This is a genomic window from Leucobacter sp. L43 (assembly GCF_016597785.1).
GTDB lineage: Bacteria > Actinomycetota > Actinomycetes > Actinomycetales > Microbacteriaceae > Leucobacter > Leucobacter alluvii.
In genome coordinates, this window is the sequence record NZ_JAENJG010000001.1 from 1,408,087 (window position 1) to 1,423,248 (window position 15,162).

General features: G+C 67.0%; 15 protein-coding genes. 1 reads left to right on the forward strand and 14 read right to left on the reverse strand.

Annotated elements, in window-relative coordinates:
* Positions 1-67: 67 nt before the first annotated feature.
* From JE033_RS06550 to JE033_RS06600, 11 genes are all read right to left on the reverse strand, one after another.
* Positions 68-1,735, reverse strand: a complete 1,668-nt coding sequence (locus JE033_RS06550) for a cytochrome c biogenesis protein ResB (RefSeq protein WP_200330240.1) — start codon at positions 1,733-1,735, stop codon at positions 68-70.
* Positions 1,719-2,492, reverse strand: a complete 774-nt coding sequence (locus JE033_RS06555; RefSeq protein WP_200330242.1) for a cytochrome c biogenesis protein CcdA — start codon at positions 2,490-2,492, stop codon at positions 1,719-1,721. Before JE033_RS06555 ends, JE033_RS06550 begins: the two co-directional genes overlap by 17 nt.
* Before the next feature lie 2 nt (positions 2,493-2,494).
* A complete protein-coding gene (locus JE033_RS06560) occupies positions 2,495-3,121 on the reverse strand; it encodes a TlpA disulfide reductase family protein (RefSeq protein WP_090146505.1) in 627 nt (208 codons plus the stop codon).
* On the reverse strand, positions 3,118-3,762 hold the full coding sequence (locus tag JE033_RS06565; RefSeq protein WP_200330244.1) for a histidine phosphatase family protein: 645 nt from the start codon (positions 3,760-3,762) through the stop codon (positions 3,118-3,120). Before JE033_RS06565 ends, JE033_RS06560 begins: the two co-directional genes overlap by 4 nt.
* A gap of 85 nt (positions 3,763-3,847) precedes the next feature.
* Positions 3,848-4,774 (reverse strand): carbohydrate ABC transporter permease, encoded by a 927-nt coding sequence (locus tag JE033_RS06570; protein ID WP_090146500.1) that lies wholly within the window; start codon positions 4,772-4,774, stop codon positions 3,848-3,850.
* Between the two features lie 11 nt (positions 4,775-4,785).
* Positions 4,786-5,652: a carbohydrate ABC transporter permease gene (locus tag JE033_RS06575; protein WP_370567911.1), complete on the reverse strand. Its 867-nt coding sequence runs from the start codon at positions 5,650-5,652 to the stop codon at positions 4,786-4,788.
* Positions 5,653-5,869: 217 nt separating this feature from the next.
* Entirely contained in the window at positions 5,870-6,781 is a 912-nt protein-coding gene (locus JE033_RS06580; protein ID WP_090146498.1) for a phosphodiesterase, read from the reverse strand.
* A gap of 24 nt (positions 6,782-6,805) precedes the next feature.
* Positions 6,806-7,573 carry a tyrosine-protein phosphatase gene (locus JE033_RS06585; RefSeq protein ID WP_200330248.1) on the reverse strand — a complete coding sequence of 256 codons (768 nt, stop codon included), beginning with the start codon at positions 7,571-7,573 and terminating at the stop codon, positions 6,806-6,808.
* A complete protein-coding gene (locus JE033_RS06590; protein ID WP_200330250.1) occupies positions 7,573-8,931 on the reverse strand; it encodes an extracellular solute-binding protein in 1,359 nt (452 codons plus the stop codon). Before JE033_RS06590 ends, JE033_RS06585 begins: the two co-directional genes overlap by 1 nt.
* A gap of 75 nt (positions 8,932-9,006) precedes the next feature.
* Entirely contained in the window at positions 9,007-10,170 is a 1,164-nt protein-coding gene (locus JE033_RS06595) for an ABC transporter ATP-binding protein (protein ID WP_370567912.1), read from the reverse strand.
* Between the two features lie 135 nt (positions 10,171-10,305).
* A complete protein-coding gene (locus tag JE033_RS06600; protein WP_200330254.1) occupies positions 10,306-11,169 on the reverse strand; it encodes a MurR/RpiR family transcriptional regulator in 864 nt (287 codons plus the stop codon).
* Positions 11,170-11,295: 126 nt separating this feature from the next.
* On the opposite strand from JE033_RS06600, the gene aspS reads away from it, so the two are divergent.
* Positions 11,296-12,639 carry an aspartate--tRNA(Asn) ligase gene (gene aspS / locus JE033_RS06605; protein WP_336662759.1) on the forward strand — a complete coding sequence of 448 codons (1,344 nt, stop codon included), beginning with the start codon at positions 11,296-11,298 and terminating at the stop codon, positions 12,637-12,639.
* 55 nt (positions 12,640-12,694) lie between these two features.
* On the opposite strand, the gene JE033_RS06610 is transcribed toward aspS, so the two are convergent.
* The 3 genes from JE033_RS06610 to JE033_RS06620 are packed head-to-tail and all read right to left on the reverse strand — an operon-like array spanning position 12,695 to position 15,156.
* Complete coding sequence (locus JE033_RS06610; RefSeq protein ID WP_090146488.1) at positions 12,695-13,276, reverse strand: hypothetical protein; 582 nt, start codon at positions 13,274-13,276, stop codon at positions 12,695-12,697.
* Entirely contained in the window at positions 13,276-14,457 is a 1,182-nt protein-coding gene (locus JE033_RS06615; protein ID WP_200330256.1) for a signal peptidase I, read from the reverse strand. The genes JE033_RS06610 and JE033_RS06615 overlap by 1 nt, the downstream gene beginning before the upstream one ends.
* Before the next feature lie 24 nt (positions 14,458-14,481).
* A complete protein-coding gene (locus JE033_RS06620) occupies positions 14,482-15,156 on the reverse strand; it encodes a SipW-dependent-type signal peptide-containing protein (RefSeq protein ID WP_200330258.1) in 675 nt (224 codons plus the stop codon).
* Positions 15,157-15,162: the final 6 nt, after the last annotated feature.

A 15,162-nucleotide genomic window follows, 5' to 3' on the forward strand; every position in this document is an offset into this window, starting at 1 on the left:
TCGATGACAGTGACCTTGGAGTCGATGACGCCGCAATCTGCCACAACAACGATCTGGGACCGTACAGCTACAGGCGGTCGCGATGCTTGTCGCGCAGCTCCTCGACTGCCCGCTCGAGCGCAGGGTCGTCTCCGCGGGCGAGCGCCGCGTACTGGAGCACCAGGCCGTCTTCGGTGGGAACCGCCTTCATCCACATGCGACGACGCGCGACGAACAGCGACCACACCAGGCCGCCGAGCGCGAGCAAGGCGAACACGAGCACGTAGGTCTGCGCCGGGTTGCGCATCACGTCGAACGACGCGTAGCGCGGCACGTCGTCGAGCGTGATCGTGCCCATCCCGTTCGGCAGCTCGGCCGTCGAGCCCGGCACGAGCTCGATCGATTCCGCGTCGATCGCGCGCCCGGTGAGCTGCTCCATGTTCGACGTGTCGAGTGAATACACGGAGCGCGGCACACCGTCGTCGATGCCGAGGTCGCCGACGAACACGTCGAGTGTGAGCACCGGATTCTCGAGGTCGGGGTAGTTCGACGTATAGGCGCCCGTGTCGAGATCGGCCTTGGTCGGGTAGAAGAAGCCGCGCAGGCCGACCTGCACCTGATCCCCCGCCGCATCGGTGATGCCGTACGGCACCTTCACGACGCCGAGCGAGGTCATCGTCATGTTGTCCTGCGGAATGAACGGCATCGCCTCGCTGTAGACGACGGTGCCCTCCGCGTTCTTCACGGTGATCCGCGGAGCGTACCCGTTGGCGATGAGGTAGATCGGGGAGCCGTGCACGCGCAACGGGTGATTCACCTGAATCGTCTCGTCGCTGACGCTTCCGTCCTCGGGGTCGATGAGTTCGAGGTTCGCCGTGTAGTCGCGCACCTGACCGATCGCGTGCGTGTTGCCGTCATCGGGCGTGACGTACGTGACGTCGAGCGAGTCGAGCTTCAAGCCGAACGGGTCGAGGCTCGTCGAGTCGAACGCCCGGCCCGTGTTCACCGTGTCGTAGTCGATGAGCTGGTTCACCATCGTCTCCCCTTCGACGAGCACCTTCTGCCCGTTGAAGGTGAAGATCCCACCGACGCCCACGCTGATGAGCACGCCGAGCAGGGAGATGTGGAAGAGCAGATTGCCGGTCTCACGCAGGTACCCGCGCTCGGCCGAGACCGACACGGTCTCCACGCCGCGACGCGAGACGCGCTGGATCTCGGTGCGGTAGCGCATCTTCTTCAGGAGCTGAGCGGCCTCCTCGACGGCGCGCTCGGCGAAGGCCGCGCGATCCTCGTCGCTGGCATCGGGATTCACCAGACGCACCTCGGAGAAACCGGCCATGCGTTCGAGGCGAGCCGGCGTCTTCGGGGGTCGGCCGCGCCACGCCTTCCAATGGTGCGTGATGCGCGGGATGACGCAGCCGATCAACGAGATGAAGAGCAGCAGGTAGATCGCAGAGAACCACACCGATCCGTACACGTCGAACGCCTGGATCGGGAAGGCGTCCAGAATCGGGAAGAGCTTGGGGTGATCGGCCTGGTACTGCACCACGCCGTTCGGGTCGGCGCTGCGCTGCGGCACCAGTGAACCGGGGATCGCCGCGACGGCGAGCAGCAGGAGCAGCACGAGCGCGACGCGCATGCTCGTGAGCTGCCGCCAAAACCACCGCATCCAGCCGGTGAAACCGAGCTCGGGCGATTCTGCGCGAAGCGACCCGCCCGCGCCGGTTCCGTCGTCGTAATCAGAGGGGCGTGACATAGCCGCCAATCACCGCCTGCAGTGCGTACATCATCTTGCTCCAGAGGCCGGTCACCATGAGGAGACCGATGAGGATCAGCAGCCCGCCGCCGATCAGGTTCACGACACGAATATGCCGTTTGAAGAATGTCATGGTCCGCGTGAGCCACCCGAAGCCGAGCGCGGCGAGAATGAAGGGGAGGCCGAGACCGATGCAATAGGCGATCGCCAGCACGACCGATCGAGCCACCGAGCCCTGCTGCAAGCTCAACGTCATGATCACACCGAGCGTCGGGCCCATGCAGGGCGTCCATCCGACGGCGAACACCGCGCCCAGGAGTGGCGCCCCAGCGAGCCCGAGCTTCGGCTTGATGCGCATCTTCTTCGTCGTCTGCATCCGGTTGAAGAGCCCGACGAACACGAGCCCCATCACGATGATCACCGCGCCCATGACTCGAGTGATCACGTACTCCCACTCGAGGAGCCACACTCCGACCGTTCCCGCGGCCGCGAGAAACGCGACGAGCACGACGGTGAAGCCGAGCACGAACAGCACCGAGCCGAGCAGCACCCGACCGCGCGGCGCGCGCGCTCCAGGGACAGACCCGGCAGTCGCCACCCCGCGCTGCGCTCCGTGGGCTGCCGCGGTCGCGCCAACATACGCGAGGTAGCCGGGGACGAGCGGCAGCACGCACGGGGAGAGGAACGAGAGCAGCCCAGCGGCGATTGCGATGAGCGATGCGACGAGCAGTTGCCCGTCAGCGACGATGTGCTCCACCGCTACTGCTCGCCGGCGGTGTCGCTCGATTCGGCGAGCGTCTCGTCGATCAAGGTGCTCAGCTGAGAGGCGCTCGCGAGCTGCCCGAGCACGCGGTGCGCCACTCGGCCCTCGCGATCCAGCACCAGGGTCGTCGGCACCGCGTTGAGCGGCACCTGGCCGGCGAAGGCGCGCTGCACGGACCGGCCGCCCGCGTTGTCCATGATCGACGGGTACTCGATGTCGAACTCCTGCGAGAACTGCTGCGCCTGAGCCACCTGATCGCGCGTGTTCACACCGACGAACTGCACGCCCGCATCCGAGTACTCATCGAATGCGGTGACCAGATCGGGGGCCTCGACGCGGCACGGAGCGCACCCAGCGTACCAGAAGTTCACGACCGTCACCTCGCCGGCCGTGTCATCGGAGCCGAACGTCTCGCCGCTCTCGTCCACGCCGGAGAACTCGACAGGATCGGTGCGCTCCGACACCGGGATGCTCAGCGCGGAGCCGTCTCCGGAGACGTAGCCCTTGTCGCTCCCCTCCTGGTACTGCGAGGCGAGGTCGGCGCCCTCGCTGCTGCAGCCGACCAGCACGAGTGCGGCCGAGAGCGTCAGGGTGACAGCGGTTGCGGTGCGTCGCAGGCTCATACGGCTCCTACATCTACGGCGTCGTCGATCAGACCGGCGGCGGGGGTACGGTAGTCGACCTCGAACCAGCGCTCGCCGCGCTTCTCGAAGGTGGTGATGCTCGACAGGTCGCAACGTCGCGATGATGGATTGTGGAACAGGGGTTTTCCGGTGATGTCGAGGTGCGCCATCCAGATCGGCGACTGGTGAGACACCATCACGATGTCGCCATCACGCGTCGAATCCCAGGCGTCGTTCATCGCCGAGCGCACGCGATCCGCGATCTGCCGGTACGGCTCGCCCCAGCTCGGACGGAACGGATTGAGGTAGCGATACCAGTACTGCGGCTTCGTGAAGGCGCGGTCGGCGCCGGAGCTGACCATGCCCTCGAACGCATTGGTCGGCTCGATGATGCGTTCCTCGGTCGCGATCTCGAGGCTCAGCGCACTTGCGATCGGGCGCGCCGACTGCTGCGCGCGCTCCAGCGGCGAAGCGAAGAGCTTGGTGACGACCCGGTCGCTGCCCGCCAACTCGAGTGCTGCGGCCTCCGCCATCTGGTGACCGCGTTCTGACAGGCGGAAACCCGGAAGGCGGCCGTACAGCACGCGATCCGGGTTGTGCACCTCGCCATGGCGCACCAAATGCAGCAGTTTGTCGCTCACGTCTCCATTGTACGTTCGGGGTGTCTGGGAGTTCGGGGCCGAGCGCGGGCGCGGGTGGACGTTGACGCGCCCGCGCACGCACCGGCTACTTCAGTCCAGAGCGCACGAAGGCGTCGACGACGTAGCGCTGGAGGAAGAGATAGATCATGAAGATCGGCAGGCACGCCATCGCGCTCGCGGCCATGACCGCTCCCCAGTTGTTGCCTTCGGCCCCGAGGAACCCGCGAATGCCCACCTGGATCAGGTCGTTCGACTGCTGCATGATCAGCGAGGGCCACAGGTACTCGTTCCACGCATTGATGAACAGCATGATCGCAAGCGCGGCGAGCGCAGGACGCAGGTTCGGCACGACAACCTCCCAGAGCGTCCGCCAGGGGCCGCGACCGTCCATGTCGGCCGCATCGAGCAGCTCGCGCGGAAAGGATTCGAGGTGCTGGCGCAGCAGCATGACCGCGAACGCCGCTGCGAGTTGGGGCACCATGACGCCGACGATCGTATTCAGAAGACCGAGCTGGGAGATCAGTACGTAGTTCGGGATCATTGTGACCTGAAACGGTACGAGCCAAGAGCCCACGAAGAGCAGGAAGAGGATCTTCTGCCCGCGGAAGCTCCAGCGAGCGAACCCATAGGCGGCGAGGATCGCGATGAGCAGCTGCCCGACTGCGAGGAGCAGCGCCATGCCGAACGTGTTGCCCAGCATTCCGAGAATCGGGATGGTCTGCTGCACGTACTCGAAGTTCTCCAGGCTGAAGGGCCCTGGTAGCGGGTTCGTCGACAGCATCTGATCGGCAGGCCTGAATGCGGTGACGAACATCCAATAGATCGGGAAGATCGACACGATTGCGAGCACCGTGAGGATGACGTAGGCAGGGATACTCCCGATGCGGCGGCGCGATCGGGATCGTGCACCTGCACGAGTCGCGGAGTCGCGGGCGGAGCCACGGGACCTGCGAGCCGCGAAGGGCGTTTCGTCGACCTCGGCATGCTGCGGGGCGACCAGGGAGAAGCTCATGCGATGGATCCTTAATTGTCGTGGAAGCTCAAGCGCTCGGACAGCTCGACGAAGAGGAGCGCGATGAGTCCGAACCCGATGAAGAAGACGGTGCCGGCGGCGGCGGAGAGGCCGGCGTCGAAGTTTCGGAAGCCGAACTGGTACAGGAGGTAGTAGATGTTCGTCGAGGATCCTGCCGGCCCGCCCTGCGTCGCGAGATCGATGATCGGAAACGTCCACTGCGCGGACAGCAGGATGGTCATGAGGCCGAGGAAGACGAGCGACGGCGAGAGCAGTGGAAGCGTGATCCTGCGAGTGATCTGCCCAGCACGCGCCCCATCGGTCGCGGCGGCATGGCCGTAGTCAGGGCTGATTCCCGCGAGCCCGGCCGAGACGACGAGCATGCCGAATCCGAGCATTTGCCACCCCACGATCACAACGACCGCCCAGAGCGACGAGTCGGGCTCGCGGAAGACGTTGCCCATGTCGAAACCGAGCGAACGCGCGATGGCCGGGATCGTGCCGCCTTCCGGGGCGAACATCCATCGCCAGATCGCGCTTGTGGCGACGGGTGTCACGAGGAACGGCACGAAGATCAGTGCTTGGTAGACCGTCTTGGCCCGCCCATCGACTCTCCGAGCGATGAGCGCGAAGACGACGGGAAGCGCCACCGAGATCACGAGGAACGCCAGGGTGTAGACGAGGGTGTTCCACAGCGCCTGATGCAGCTCGGGCAGTGAGAGCACTGTGGCGTAGTTCTCGAACCCGACGGGTGTCTTCGGCACCGTCGGAATCAGGTTCCAGTCGTAGAACGACAGCTCGAACGTCTGCATGAGCGGTGCATACGTCCAGATGATCAACAGCAACGTGGCCGGCAGCACGTACAGATACGGAGCCACCTCGAATCGTCGGCGGCGAGCGCGTTTCGCCGGCGTGGGCGCTGGATCGCGGGGCGCGTGTGCGGGCGAACCAGCGATGGCGGTCTCGACTGCTGCCGGGAGCACCTGCGGAGGGGGGACCTGGATGAACAACGGGAATCCGTTTCTCTCTATGGGCGGTGCAACGGTGACGGGGCGGGAGCGCCAATGCGGCGTGGCCGCCCCGTCACGAATCGATTCAGACGGAGGTCGGTTCGGGCTGATCGGCTGTGCGCGCCATCTCCTCGCTGACTTCGTCGAGCGAGAGCTCGGACCACGCCAGCATCTGCTCGGCGGTGATCTCGTACACGGTCGAGAACTCGCCGATCGGAACGACGGTGTGCATCACGCGATCGTCGTACAAGTGCACGAGGTTGAACCCCTGTGCGCCATCGCGGCCGCGCATGCCACCGGCGGGTACGTTGAGGTCCTGGGTGTAGCAGGTCGCGGAGGCCACTGACACCGGGACACCCCCGATCTCACTGAACGTGTTGAAGTGCAGATGTCCACCGAGCACCCCTCGAACGTCGGTGCCGGAGATCGCCTGCGCAAAGCGCTGCTGGTCGCGGAGTTCGACGAAGGAGATGGGCTCGAGCAACGAGGGCACGGGTGGATGGTGCAGCGCGATCAGCGTGCCGTGCGGCGCCGGCGTTGCGAGCACCTCGGCCAGCCAGGCGTACTGCGCATCGGTGATCTCGCCGTAGTGCTCGCCCGGCACGGTGGAATCGAGCGCGATGATCCGCAACCCGTTCACGTCGTGCACCATGTCGACGCTCTCCTCCCCAGCGTCGGAGTCCAGGAGGTGCTTGCGGAAGGGGGTGCGGGTGTCATGGTTGCCCATGACCCAGATCACCCGAGCGCCGATGGCTGCCGCGGCGGGTTCGACGAGCGCCCGCAGGCGCCGATAGGCGTCTTCACGACCGGTGTCGGCGAGGTCGCCGGTGAAGACGATCGCTTCAGGCCGCGCCTGGGTGCGCGCGAAGTCTTCGAAGAGCCGCGCGAGATTTGCGTCGCTGTCGATCGCACCGTGCAGCAGTTCTGAGTCGCCGACGAAGTGGGTGTCACTGAGGTGAAGGATGAAGTGCTCGACGGGTGGGTGCTGGGAGGTCATTGCGGGGAGTCCTTTCATGGGTGGTCAGTCGAGGAGACGAGCGCGCAGTCGCGCGAGCTCGGTCTCGGTGAAGCCGTGCGCACTGAGCATCGGCACGATGCCGCCGAAGCGGGCGTCGATGTGATCGAGCGTGGCCTCGAGAGCGTCAGCGGGGCTGGCGAGCAGCAGCTCCTGCACCGCCGAGCTCAGATCGCCGAAACGCTCAGCGGTAGCGGCGAGGATGCGCTGCGACCACTCGCCCGCGAGATTTTCGCCGCTCGCCGCGTAGTCCGCGACGACCTGGTCTCGCTCGACGCCCACGGCCAAGAGAGCTGCGGCTACCACGAGGCCGGTGCGATCCTTGCCGGCGGTGCAGTGCACGAGCACGCCGCCCTCTGGAGCATCGACGATCAGGCGCAGCGCACCGGTCAGGCGCTCGGTGCGCTCATCGATCATGTGGCGGTAGAGCTCGGCGAGCGTGATGCTCCCGTTCGCCAGTGGAACGCCCGCGCTGCCGAAGATCGGGTGGTGCACCGTTTCCACGCCCGCGGCGACGAGCGCGCTCGGGGCTTCTGCGAGCTCCTCGGTTGTGCGGAGGTCGATGATGCGCACGATGCCGTGCTCGACGAGTTGCCGGCTGCCGGCATCACTCAGCCGGTGGAGTGCGTCCGAGCGGAAGAGGCTTCCCGGACGGATCGCTCGCGTCGACGCCGCGTACCCAGCAGTACTGCGGAAGTTGTGGGTGCCCTCCACGGCGAGCACGGCGGTGGCGATCGGAGCGAGCGCGATGGTGTCGGTCGGAGTCTGCAGCATCAGTCGATCAGCTCCTGGGCGCGCTCCGCGGCCTCGGTCATCGTCGACTCGGCAGGCTTGCCGTAGTAGACAACGTCTTCGATCGCGGTCGCGAGGAGGTCGTCGACCTGCACATAGCTGTTGCCCGGGTAGGAGAGCCACGGTTCCATCCGCTCGAGCTGATCGAGATTCGGTTCGATCAGTGGATTGCTCGCCGCCCAGTCAGCGAGCGCGCCACCTTCCTCTACCAGCCCGGTGCGCAGCGGCAGGTAGCCGATCTGGCTCGAGATGAGCTCGTATGCGCGGTCACTCGTGAGGAATTTGATGAGTTCCCACCCGGCGCGCTGCTTCGCCGGATCATCGCTCAGCACGAAGAGCGCCGAGCCCGAGTTGGTCGGCACGGCCTCCTGGCCCTCGAAGGCCGGCATCGGAGCGGCCGCGAGCGTCCATCCGCCGGCTTCGGCGGCCTGCATGAACATGCCCTGGAGAGCCGAAGTGATCAGGATCATCGCGGTGTCCCCCTTGGCGAGGCCCTCCATCTGCGCAGAGGCGTCGGCGCTCCGCAGTACGCCGGCGTCACTCATCTCGGCGAAGCGTTCGACGGTCGTCACCGCCGCGTCAGACCCGAAGCCGATGGTGCTGCGATCCTCGGAGAGCACCTCGCCGCCATTCGATTTGAAGAGGCCCTGCATGCACCAGCTGCCCCCCTTGACAGTGCACGAGATGTCGAGCGACGGCTTGCCCGTCTCGGCGCTCACCTGAGCCGCGACCTCCTCGACTTTGTCCCATGTGCTCAGATCGGGGGTTCCGGTGATGCCTGCATCAGCGAGGGCTGTGGCGTTGTAGTACATCACCGGCGTTGAGAACACATACGGCATGCCGTACGTCTTGCCCTCCCAGTCGGCGAGCACTCGAGCGTTCGGGTGCATCGGGTTCTCCCCGCCGAACGCCTCCTCGAGCTCCGCTTCGCTCACGAGGTCGGAGAGCGGTTTCGCACCGAGCTGCGTCGCGGTGTACTCGAGCGCGTCGAAGGTCAGTTGGGCGACGTCGGGCGGATCCCCCGCGAGCAGTTGCGTCTGCACGCTGCCGACGTAGTTGCCCGCCGCAGCCGCGGCGCCCTGAGTCGGCTGCGCGGTGACGGAGATGTTCGGGTGCTGCTCCTCGAACTCCTCGATGAGCTGCGTGACCGTGTCCGTCCAGACACCGGCTTGGGTGAGGTTGTAGCTCTCGAACACGATTTCGACCTGCTGGTCTTCGGCCAGCTCGGGAACGACGGATGCTGCAGAGTCGGTCGCACTGCTGCCGGTGGCGCAGGCCGCCAATGGGAGACTCGCGGCGAGCGCGAGCGCGCCACAGGCGGCGAAACGTCGGAGTCGCATGATGATGGATCCTTTCGGGAGGAGAATGGAGGAGTGTGTGCGGATGGGAAGCGAGAAGCAGGCGGGAACCCGGCGTCACCCGGGAACTGAAGCGGACAGCTCGGCGCGCGGACGATAAGTCGGCGCTTCTGGCTCGGCGTCCGGTTGCCATTCCAAGCGGCGGCCACTCGCCCGGTCGAAGAGATGGACCCGCGCGGCAGGGGCGGCGAGCACGACCAGATCGCCCGCGCGCCAGGTCTCCGCTCGATCGCATGAGACGGTGACGCGCTCGTCGCCGATCCGGCAGTGCACGAGTTGCTCGCGCCCGAGGTTCTCGACCAGGTCGACCGTGCCGCGGAGCGCTGCACCCGCTGTCGGCACTGCTGCAGCGTCGGCGCCATCGTGCACGCTGAGGTGCTCGGGACGGATGCCGACGACGATGTCCCGGTCAGGCGAGGCGCCCTTCCAGAGCAGCGCCTCGACACCGGGCGCGAATACGGCGATCGAGCCATCGGCGGTGGTGAGCGTGGCGTCCAGGAGGTTCATGGCCGGTGAACCGAGGAATCCAGCGGCGAATACCGAGCTCGGGGTGTCGTAGAGCTCTTCAGGCGTGCCGTACTGCTCGAGCCGACCGGCGTTGAGCAGGGCGATCTTCGTCGCCATCGTCATCGCCTCGATCTGGTCGTGAGTGACGTACACGAAGGTCGCCCCGAGCGTGCGGTGCAGCGCGGCGAGCTCCTGGCGCGTCGCGGTACGCAACTTCGCATCGAGGTTTGAGAGCGGCTCGTCCATCAGGAATGCCCGAGGCTCCCGCACGAGCGCACGCGCGACCGCGACCCGCTGGCGCTGACCGCCCGACAGCTCCTTCGGCTTCCGCTCGAGCAGGTGCGCGATGTCGACGGACTCCGCGGCTGCGAGCACCCGGCTCGTGATCTCCTGTTTCGATGCCCCGCGCACCTTCAACGGGAACGCCAGATTCTTCGCGACGCTCAGGTGCGGGTAGAGCGCGTAGCTCTGGAACACCATGGCCAGGTCGCGCTTGCGCGCGGGCATGCCCGTGATATCGGTGCCGTCGAGCTCGATGCTGCCGCCGGTCGGGTCGAGCAGCCCCGCGATCATGCGCAGCAGTGTCGTCTTGCCGCAGCCCGACGGGCCGAGCAGCACGAGGAAGTCGCCGTCCGCGATGTCGAGGGAGATGCGATCCACCGCCGTCACGTCACCGAATGCGCGGGTGATCTGATTGAGTACGAGCCGTGCCACCGAGACCTCCATGGAATCTTGTTTCCTGCGCTATCCGATTGAGGAAACGCTTGATTCCTAGAGTGGGCGATCAAGGTGAACCGGTGGGGGCCAACCCGAGAACGGACGGGGCAGCCTTCGCGAACTCCGTGTTTCTCAGACCTCGTCGGGGCGAGTGACCATGGTCAGCACCTCGTCGTACACCTCCGCTCGCGCGGCCATCGCACCCGGTGCGTCGCCCAGGGCGGCGGAATGCAGCGCAGAGAGCAGCAGCATCTGCACGATGTTGCCGGTCACCGTCTCATCGTTCCATCGATGGAAATCGGCGCCGGCCACGAGGGGGAATCGCGCGATCTCGGCAAGCTCCGACTTCGCATAGCTGGTGATCGCCACGACCGTGGCTCCCGCCTCCGCGGCGAGTTGCGCCGATCGCAGCGTGAAATTGTTCATACCGCTGTCGCTCACGGCGAGACACACGTCGCCCGGCTTCAGGAGCTTCGCTGCGACGTGCTGCGAGATGATGTCGACCGGGTTCTCGCACACCTTCCCGCTGGTGAGAAAGTGCAGACCGATCGATTGCGCGGCCGCGAGCGATGCACCGTTGCCGACGATCAGTAGCCGCGACGACTCGCGGATCTCCCGCGCCGCTCCGTCGAAGGCTTCGAGATCCAGCGCGCCGAGAGCCCCCTGGATCCCGGCGATGGCACGCTCGAAGACCCGCTCGACCGGGTGGCGGTGCTGGGCGGGCGAGCCCGTCTCGTCCGCCACAGCCGCATCCCTGATCAGCAGCTCCTTCAGTTGCTGGTACCCCTCGAACCCGAGCCGCTGGCAAGCCCGCACCACGGTGGCTGGCGACACCCCCGCACGGCTCGCGAGTTCGGCCACCGACATCGACGCCACGCGATCCGGCTCATCGATGCACGCCTGAACGACGCGCCGCTCACTGGGCACGAGCGAGGGTACGAGCGATTGCAGGAGAGAACGAGTGCCGCCGACGGGGGGAGCGATTGAGGAGTTCATACCCATGTAGCTAGCACTGCAACATGGACGGCAGGTAGCCGGGTGCGCGTTTCCGTCGATTCCGCGGCGAATTCTCGTGAGACGGCCCCGTACGGCGCCTCGTGGCGCGACGGCTAGACTGTCCGGGTGACTGAGCGTGTATTGATCAAGGACCTGGCCGCCCGCGAAGACGGCACCGTACGAGTCTCCGGGTGGGTGGAGAAGGTTCGCGACCAGAGGTACGTGCAGTTCGTCGTGCTGCGCGACGAGTCGGGAGCCGTCCAGCTCGTCAACGGCGGCGTGCTGCGCGAGCCGGATCCCGAGAACCCCCGCTCGGACGTGCTCGTGCCCCGCACCACCACGATCTCCGAACTGACCCAGGGTTCGTTCGTGACGGTCACCGGAGAGCTGCAGCACAACGAGCGCGTGAAGCTCGGCGGCGTCGAGGTCCAGATCGAGGAGATCGAGGTCGTCACGGCTTCGCTCCCCGACAACCCGGTCGCCGGCGACTCGAACATCGACGTGCGTCTCGACTGGCGCTTCCTCGACCTGCGCCGACCCGAGCAGAACCTCGTCTTCCGCGTGCAGACCGCGTTCCTGCACGCGCTGCGCCAGGTCTGGGTCGATCGCGGTTTCATCGAGATCCAGACCCCGAAGCTCATGGCGAGCGCCTCCGAGTCGCGCGCCGAGCTCTTCGAGGTCGAGTACTTCGAGGGCAAGGCGTTTCTCGCCCAGAGCCCCCAGTTCTTCAAGCAGATGGCTCAGGCCGCTGGCTTCGGCGGCATCTTCGAGGTGGGGCCCGCCTTCCGCGCCGACCACTCGTTCACGTCGCGGCACGCGACCGAGTTCACCTCGATCGACACCGAGCTGAGCTGGATCGACTCCCCGGAAGACGTGATGGAGCTGCATGAGGAGCTGCTCGTCGCCGGCCTGACCGCGGTGAAGGAGCAGCTCGGCGCTGAGATCGAGAAGCTCTTCGGCATCGAGGTCGAGGTGCCGTCGCGCCCGTTCCCGCGCATCCCCCTCGCCGAGGCGAAGGAGATCGTGAAGGCGGAGGGCTACGAGGTGCCTCGCGCCGACGCCGATATGGACCCGGAGGGCGAGCGCCGCATCGCGGCTCACGTCAAGAAGAAGTTCGGCCACGACTTCGTGTTCCTCACGGACTACGACGCGTCGATCCGCCCGTTCTACCACATGCGCAACGCTGAGAACCCGCAGCTCACGCAGAGCTACGACCTCATCTACCGCGGCACCGAGATCTCGACGGGCGCGCAGCGCGAGCACCGCATCGAGGTGCTCGAAGCTCAGGCCGTCGAGAAGGGCATGGATCCGAAGGAGCTCAGCTTCTACCTCGACTTCTTCCGCTACGGCGTGCCCCCGCACGGCGGCTTCGGCATGGGCCTCAACCGCGTGCTGATGCTCCTGCTCAAGCAGCAGTCGATTCGCGAGGTCACGTACCTCTTCCGCGGGCCGAATCGCCTGCTCCCCTAACCGCGTGCACACCTCGATGGCGCCCTCCGCTCCGGCGGATGGGCGCCATCGTCGTTCACGCGGCCGGCGTCATGCTGCACGTCGCGGTCCCGAGACCGAGCAAGGGCCAGTTTCCGACGACCGTTCGGGCCGGGGATATCCAGCCGCTCGGGTGTGCGATCTGCACTGAGACGCTTCTCGACGCCCCGAGTACGGCGTTGAGCAGTGCGCCGCTGAGCACAGTGGTGTAGACGCCGTTCGATTGCGTCGTGCGCAGCGAGGTGCCGAGGAGCGTGTCCACCGCCGGTACGAGTCCGTTCGAGCCGGTGTAGCTGATCCGAGCATCGGCGAGGGCGTAGCCGGCGGGGAGCCGCCACCGTATCGTGAGCGTCGACTGGCCCAGGTTCAGCAACGACCCCACGATTCCGCAGTCACCGCCGTACGGCGCGACGGGCACGGTGAGTGCCGTGAAGGTCGCCCGCCCCGACTCGCCGTCGGCCCACAGCGCTTCAGTCTCCTCCGGCGGCTGCGACAGGCCCGTGGCCATGATGCCCAGGGCGATGACGCCCGCGGCGATCCGGGTACGAAGCCGCGCACGGGGGTCCGCACTCAGCGCCCTCCTCTCACGGGAGCGACGCGGGATCACGGGGCGCTGCATCACTCCTCCACCGCCCGTCGCCCGCGGGCGAGGGAGGCGGCGCCTGCCACCGCCAGCCCGGCCGCGATGGCGACGAAGCCGAGCGTCCACGCCGGCTCCCCACCGGTGGTCGGCAACGGTGCGACCGGGCGAGGGCTCGTCGTCACGGCTTCGCCGCCGCCGGCAGCGCGTACGGTGAGTGCGACCATGCCCGATGCCTGCTCGGGCATCACCGCCGTCAGCAGCAACCACCGCTCCTCCGCGGAGCTCAGCGCGGTCAGAGCGATCGCATCCGCTCCTCCATCGATGTGCTGCCGGCTCTCCAGCAATGTCTCGTCCCCCGCGCAGGCGCCGTCCACCCAGGCCGTGTCGCAACTGCTCACGTCGAGTGCCAGCCCGAGTTCACGCGATCCCGCCGCCTCGAGCGAGACCTCCACCGTTCCCGGTTCTGGCGCGTTCACCCGTACCCCCACCTGCCAGGTGACCGGCACTCCGGGGCGCATCGTGCGCATGGCGTCCGCATCGCCGATCGAGGTGAGCGTGATGTGCTCGCTCTGAATGACGACCTGAGCGTGCGATGAAACGGCGGCCTGCGCTCCGGTCGGGGTCAGCGCCAGTGAGCCGGCGCCCATCGCGATCGCACCCAATGCCAGTACTGCGGATGCGTGATTGTTCGCCGGCGCTCCGCGGGCGTGCCGCGGCGCATCGGGATCGCTTCGTCGCCTGGGCCAGAACGCCCAGGTGACGAGCGCGGAGGCCGAAAGCGTGAGCCCGCCCAGCACCCAGGGGTTCGAGAACCACACCACGGCCTTCGCGAGGTGCGGCACCGACATCATGACGATGCGCGCGTCGGTCACCGTGTACGGAAGCGGATCCTCGGCCTCATTCGCATCGCCCCGCATCGTGATCGTACGACTCTCCCCCGATCCCTCGACGGAGGTGACCCGGTGGGTCACGGGCAGTTCGCCGGGCCGATCGACGGTGAGCACGTCGCCGACCTCGATCTCCGTCGCGGGTATTTCGCGAACGACGGCCAGCGATCCGCTCGGGATGGTCGGCGACATCGATCCGGTCTTGAACATGATGAGCGAGACGTTGCAGAGCGCGGACACCAGCACGAGCACGATGCAGACGAGACCGCCGAGCGCCGCCACATTCAGCAGCGTGTTCGCCGCAACCCGGCCCGCCTTGCCCCGCGTCATCGTCTCCCCTTCACGCGCGCCCGATTACGAGGTGGACGTTCCCGTTACCGTCCACGTCGCCGTCGTGTTCATCCCCTGCGCCGCGTTCGAGGTTCCGCCGGGCAGCGTGACGGCGAAGCAGTATGCGACGGGAGTTGCGCCGCCCGCGGCCAGCGCGGTCGAGCCGCTCCCCGCCACCGTCAGCGCGCTCCCGTTCGGCACGATCACGTTCGTCGAACCGCCGAAGGAGGTCGAGTCGCAGGTCTGCGCCGCCGGGATCACGCGGACCCCGTACGTGAGGAATCCAGCGAGGCTCGTCGCCGTGCTGGTCGTCGTGGTCGGCGCGCTGAGCGTCGCGTTCCCGGTGACGTTCGTCGCATCGGTCGTGCGCACCAGGAACTTCGCGTACGTGGTGGTCCCCGGCGACATCGCGGTCGGGGTCACGGCGAAACTCAGCGCCGCGGGTGCGGTGCTCGGGTTCTCGGTGTACGTCGCCCCGTTGTTCACCGACCCCACGATGCCGAACGTGCTCGCCGTGAAGGTCGCCCGAGCCGTCTCGGTGTCGGTCCAGGCGGCGAGCGTCAACGAGCCGCCCACGCCGAGCACGAGTGCACCGGCGAGCAGCGCTCGCGCCTTCGTGAACCAGTTTCCCGTCGCCTTGCCGTGCCCGCCGTGTCCGCCGTGTCCACCGTGACCACTCGGTCGGCTCCTCCCGGTCATGGTCGT

Excerpts from the sequence above, each read along its gene's own strand:
- JE033_RS06550 (WP_200330240.1), bottom strand. The coding sequence starts at position 1,735 with ATGTCACGCCCCTCTGATTACGACGACGGAACCGGCGCGGGCGGGTCG.
- JE033_RS06560 (WP_090146505.1), bottom strand. The coding sequence starts at position 3,121 with ATGAGCCTGCGACGCACCGCAACCGCTGTCACCCTGACGCTCTCGGCC.
- JE033_RS06570 (WP_090146500.1), bottom strand. The coding sequence starts at position 4,774 with ATGAGCTTCTCCCTGGTCGCCCCGCAGCATGCCGAGGTCGACGAAACG.
- JE033_RS06580 (WP_090146498.1), bottom strand. The coding sequence starts at position 6,781 with ATGACCTCCCAGCACCCACCCGTCGAGCACTTCATCCTTCACCTCAGT.
- JE033_RS06585 (WP_200330248.1), bottom strand. The coding sequence starts at position 7,573 with ATGCTGCAGACTCCGACCGACACCATCGCGCTCGCTCCGATCGCCACC.
- JE033_RS06590 (WP_200330250.1), bottom strand. The coding sequence starts at position 8,931 with ATGCGACTCCGACGTTTCGCCGCCTGTGGCGCGCTCGCGCTCGCCGCG.
- JE033_RS06600 (WP_200330254.1), bottom strand. The coding sequence starts at position 11,169 with ATGAACTCCTCAATCGCTCCCCCCGTCGGCGGCACTCGTTCTCTCCTG.
- JE033_RS06610 (WP_090146488.1), bottom strand. The coding sequence starts at position 13,276 with ATGCAGCGCCCCGTGATCCCGCGTCGCTCCCGTGAGAGGAGGGCGCTG.
- JE033_RS06615 (WP_200330256.1), bottom strand. The coding sequence starts at position 14,457 with ATGACGCGGGGCAAGGCGGGCCGGGTTGCGGCGAACACGCTGCTGAAT.
- JE033_RS06620 (WP_200330258.1), bottom strand. The coding sequence starts at position 15,156 with ATGACCGGGAGGAGCCGACCGAGTGGTCACGGTGGACACGGCGGACAC.